We start from the raw sequence: 4,674 nt of genomic DNA on the forward strand, positions 1-4,674 counted from the left end.
GCGCGCAAGGCCGCACGGGGGCAAGGACCTGCGCGACGGGGGCCGAGGCCGACGGCGGTCGGTCGCCGTTGTGGTCGTCTCCATCCAGGTCGGCGGCAAAGGCGGTGACGCCAAGACCGAGACCCGACGAGAGGGCTGTGTTGCCGAAGAGGTCGATCGTGAAGGGGTCGTCCTGAGCCATTGGAAATGTCCTTCTGCTGGGCGCATGCGACCGCGCGCGCTCGGACTGCGGCGGACGGCACGGCATTGCTTGGGTTGAGGGGAGGGCCGGCGAGAGGCCGAGTGCCGAATTGCGAAGCCCGGCGCGGGGCCGGGCTGTTCGCAGGTCGGGGAGGGTGGGCGGCCCGTTAGCTAGGCCGCGACCGCTTCCGGCAGGTGGCGGAGCTGCACCGGCAGTTTCGCTGCGATCTCCGCTTCGGTGAGGTTGTCCAGCAGCTTCAGCGCGGTGCCATGCCGGCCTGCGTAAACGAGCACGGTGCGGTGGCCGCGCACCGGGGCGGGCCAGCGCTCGCCGGCGTAGCCGCGGTAGTCGTCGTGCGTGCTCGACCAGATGTGCTCGAGCCGCTCTTCGCGCGTCATCGCGCGGACAGGACGAGACTCGCGCTCGATGATCGCGGCCTTCATCCGCTCCGCCGACGCTCTGTCTGACAAGTCGCAGTAGCCGTGGAACCAGCGCATCTCCCCGTCAATCGACAGTGACAGGAAAACGCTTGTCACGCTTGCCGTCATGAGTTCGCGCATCGCGAACATGTCGGCGCGCATCCACAGCGGCGGCAGGAGTTCGAGCATATAATCATACTCGGACTCCGCGATCTCGAACCACTCGCCGGCAAAGAGATGCCGTGCGTCCCCCTCGGCCATGGCCGGATTGCCGCGGTGGCGGTTGAACATGCGGTGCATCTCGGCGCGCGTCGCGACGCCTTCGAAGACTTTGCGGATGGTGGAAGCGGGGTGCATTGTGGCGGCTCCTTTCGGCCTGGCTGGACAAAAGCACGAGCGATCAGCCTGATCTCTTCGTCACTTCAGTCCTTCATCACACCTCCTCGCCGGCCGCATCGAAGGTCCGGCGGGTCAAGGGCCGCGGAACGCGGGCGAAGCTTCACCCTTGACGCGCTGGCCGGTCATGCGGCAGCGGTTTGCCCTCTTCTTTGTCCCTCTCTATTTGGACGTCCCTGTCACATCGCTCTGGTGCAAGCCACACCGCCAGGGATCGTGCGGGAGCCTTGACGCCGCGCGGCTCACCGCGTCGGGCGGGCTCCGCCGTCGACTTGCTCAGCTGTTCTCCGCCTTCTCGCCGGCCCCGTCAGATCCTCATTCCAGTCGCCCGCGCACGGTCGCGAGCGCGCATAGTGGGCGCTTGCTTCCGCGGCGATGGCACGAACGCGATCAGCGTAGACATCACCCTGCCGATTGTTGTCGGTTGCCGCCACAAGCCGGGCATTGGGGCGCTTGGCCAAGCTGCGGATCGCTTCATCGGTCGCTGGCGACCAGCCGCCTCCGGTACTGACATAGAGGGTATCGGAGCGGTGGATCTCGATCGCGGCAAGGCTCATGGCATCGATGGCCGCCTCAGTAATGCAAATACGCTCGGACCTGGCCGGTCCGAAGCGAAACAGCTCCTTGGCGCCGTCCCTGGCGAAGCCGCGCCATGCCGGCCCACGCTCCTCCCAGCCCGTGAGCGTTCCAGCAGAATCGCTATGTGCCGCCCACATGCTGCCCTTTGGCCCCTCACGCAAACGATCGCAGGTGGCCGCCTGCATCACGATGTCGGCCGGCAGTCCCCGTTCATCGGTGAGATAGCGCCAGACCCGCGAGCGGGGGCGCGGCTTGACCCGATGCCCCCACCGCTCAGCAATAGATCCAGGCGCCTTCGGCCTTGGCGGATGCTGCCAAGCCGGTTTGCTGGGGACGAAGCCAATCGTTTCCGCAACCCGGTCGCATGCGTCAAGGAAACCGACAGATCCAAGATGTTCGGCGAGCGAAAATACGTCCCCTTTCGCTGGGGACAACGGGTCGAACCAGCCGCGGCCTTCGTGAATGACGATGATGATATTGCTGTCGCGGCGATACTTGATCGCGCGTCGAGTGCTTTCCTTGACGTCGACCTTCCAGCCGTCTTTTTCCAGCAGGGCAGCGCAGCCGACCTTTTGGCGCAGCTCTTCGATTTCTCTCTTGTCCATTTGTCTGCACCGGTCTCGCGCAAGCGAGTCCGCCCCTTTCTTTCTGTTGATCTCTCTCGCTCCTAGCTTTGCGGAGCATCCCCGGCCGGCCGCGAAGCCTGCCGACTGCAAGGGCGCGCTGGCCAACAGCCAGTCGTCGCATCGTCAGGCGCGGCGAAGCCTCCCTTGCAGCCGGCATGGCGCCAGCGGCAGCCGGTCACCCGGCTCAATGAGCCGGGCTCCAGGGGTCGTACTCATGAACGATGGCGTCTTGATCGCCGTCGTACTCGCTGGAGACCATCACGCCGAATTCGTCATCGGCCTGGAAAAGAATGACCGGCACCATCAGCGTGCGGGCCAGATCGAAGGCATGGTTCTGAGCGAGAGTGAGATTGTGCGACATTGAAGGCTCCCGTCTTGCGGCGGGGACCATCCCCGCTCGACAGGCGCCGACGTGTTCGGGGGCGGCCGCGGTCACGTCGAGAGGCGAAGCCGAAGAGGTCGCACGCTTGCGTAGCGAACCCCTTGCGGGTTGATCGTGGAAGGCCGCACCAGAACCAAGGAAAGCCCATTCGAGAGCGGGGTTGGTCCTTCACCGGAAGCATGGTCTGCCAAAGCGCAACATATTTTGTCTCCCGGATAACCAAGCGGAGGCTGCTTTGCGAATTGTCCCATTCAATGCACTCAAGGCCGTCGGCATCGCGCGCACCCAAGGATAAAGTCCCGGTTCGAGTACGTGTGAAGCTGCTTCCGATCGGATCAGCAGATGTTCTTGAAATCCGGGCCGTTTGCGTCAGGGATGGCAGCCCGCAAGGGGGAAGACCCGCTTGCGGGGCTTCAGCGCAGCCAACAGCCCGGCCCGCGGGGCGACGCCCAATTTTCCGCTCGAAGATTCGGTGAAGACATGGCTACGATGGACTGCGAGCAGCGATCCGTATCAAGCTGAATACATGCTAACGAAGCGCGCCGAGCTCAGTTGACGAGGTCGCTGCACCTCCTTGGGCACGCTCATTCGGATTAACCGCCGATCTTGAGCCATCCTTGTCAACCCTGTCGGCTGTTCCAAGCTTTACGGGAGCAATCCCTGCCGAAACGCAAGCGCCACAGCGTGTGGAAGAGTGAGTGCAGCAAGATTTCGCCTGGCATTATCCAGATGAAACTTTACACCTCGCGGCTTCACACCGAGAAGCTCAGCAATATCCTGCATTGTCTTCCCGTCAGAGATCCACGCAAGACACTGCCGTTCGCGCTGAGTGAGTGGGGCCGCCTGCTGACCATTCGGGGGCGCGCGTCCGATCCTGGCGGCGCTGACATGCGCATGAAACGTGAGACCCATCATCTCCAACATGTCTTGCGATGACTCGATGAAACGATCGAGTCCAAGACTGCGGTCGTCCACCGCGAACGTGAACGCCGCGAACTGGTTTTGGCTTGCGGGAATGCGAACGGTCAGGCCGGTCCTGATCTTGAAGCTGAGCGCATCGTCAAATAGACGGCGTTCTTTCGGCGACTTTGCGCTTCGCGCCTCACGTCCATCCCACAGGAACACCCGGCTTGTGTTTCGCGGATCCTGAAGAACGGGATCGATGTTATCGTATCCTTCGCGAAAATAGTGACTTGTCCAACTCTTCGGATAGGAAGAGATCAGTTTGGGGCCATTCGCGCGGTGGCCAAAATAGGCGAACCAGCGGAAACCCAATGCATGCGCGGTTCGTTCCGCGACACGCCGAAAATCATCTTCCGTATGGGCAGAATGAAGACAATCGACAAATTCATCGCATGCTCGTTTGACACCTTTCATTGCGCCCCTTTTTTGAACTGTTCTGGCTCCAAAGCGAACAACGCGCCTGATTCGCGCATTGCGTGTGGGCGTGTATTGCGATGTTGCGGCAGCTTTGCGGCAAGAACAATTCCAAAAACGCCCTGTCAGAACTGACAGCGCAACGCTGTGACCGTGCCTGCTTTCTTGATCTCGAAGCTGTGATTCGTAAGCGGGAGGTTAAGAATGAAGGTCGTTGTGCGCTCGCGTGCTGCGCTCCTGAGCGATCTTGAGCTGGCCATGGGGATGCACCGTCTCCGGGGGCGCGTGTTCAAGGAGCGGCTCGACTGGGACGTCTCTGTCGCAGGTGGATTGGAGATCGATCAGTACGACGCGCTCGAGCCGACTTATCTCTTGGCACTCGAGCGGAGCAACGTTGTTGGTTGTGTTCGCTTGCTGCCGACCACTGGGCCCAACATGCTCGCGGATACGTTCCCGGTGTTGCTGGATGGTCACGCGGCACCGAGAGCCGCCGGGATCTGGGAGAGCTCGCGCTTTTGCGTTGATACCAAAACCGTCGCGGCGTCGGCTGAGAACGGCTTGCGGGAAGCAACGTACCTGCTCTTTGCGGCAATGATTGAATGGGCTCAGGAGCGCGACCTTCAGGCCATCGCGACGGTCACTGATCTGCGCATGGAGCGCATCTTGCGTCGGGCCGGATGGCACCTCGATCGCCTCGGCGCACCTCGTCAGATC

At 62.4% G+C, this 4,674-nt stretch carries 5 protein-coding genes and 1 pseudogene; 1 reads left to right on the forward strand and 5 read right to left on the reverse strand.

All coding sequences use genetic code 11. From position 1 onward, the window contains the following. The 5 genes and pseudogenes from JHD07_RS32645 to JHD07_RS32665 all read right to left on the reverse strand — a co-directional run. Positions 1 to 181 (reverse strand): annotated as a pseudogene (locus JHD07_RS32645) (class I SAM-dependent methyltransferase); the annotation flags it as partial. Between the two features lie 170 nt (positions 182 to 351). Continuing rightward, positions 352 to 957 carry a DUF1419 domain-containing protein gene (locus JHD07_RS32650; protein ID WP_291629624.1) on the reverse strand — a complete coding sequence of 202 codons (606 nt, stop codon included), beginning with the start codon at positions 955 to 957 and terminating at the stop codon, positions 352 to 354. A 281-nt stretch (positions 958 to 1,238) separates the two neighbouring features. After that, the gene (locus JHD07_RS32655; RefSeq protein ID WP_291629626.1) at positions 1,239 to 2,180 is read right to left on the reverse strand and encodes a DUF3991 and toprim domain-containing protein; all 942 of its coding nucleotides are present in this window, start codon (positions 2,178 to 2,180) and stop codon (positions 1,239 to 1,241) included. Positions 2,181 to 2,385: 205 nt separating this feature from the next. Continuing rightward, a complete protein-coding gene (locus JHD07_RS32660; RefSeq protein WP_291629628.1) occupies positions 2,386 to 2,562 on the reverse strand; it encodes a hypothetical protein in 177 nt (58 codons plus the stop codon). Positions 2,563 to 3,228: 666 nt separating this feature from the next. Further along, positions 3,229 to 3,960 (reverse strand): autoinducer binding domain-containing protein, encoded by a 732-nt coding sequence (locus tag JHD07_RS32665; RefSeq protein ID WP_291629630.1) that lies wholly within the window; start codon positions 3,958 to 3,960, stop codon positions 3,229 to 3,231. A 204-nt stretch (positions 3,961 to 4,164) separates the two neighbouring features. Here JHD07_RS32665 and JHD07_RS32670 point away from each other — a divergent pair. Further along, the coding region (locus JHD07_RS32670; RefSeq protein WP_291629632.1) for an acyl-homoserine-lactone synthase at positions 4,165 to 4,674 on the forward strand (510 nt) is incomplete at its 3' end.

Origin of the sequence: Bradyrhizobium sp., assembly GCF_016462955.1 — a bacterium.
Classification (GTDB): Bacteria; Pseudomonadota; Alphaproteobacteria; order Rhizobiales; family Xanthobacteraceae; genus Bradyrhizobium.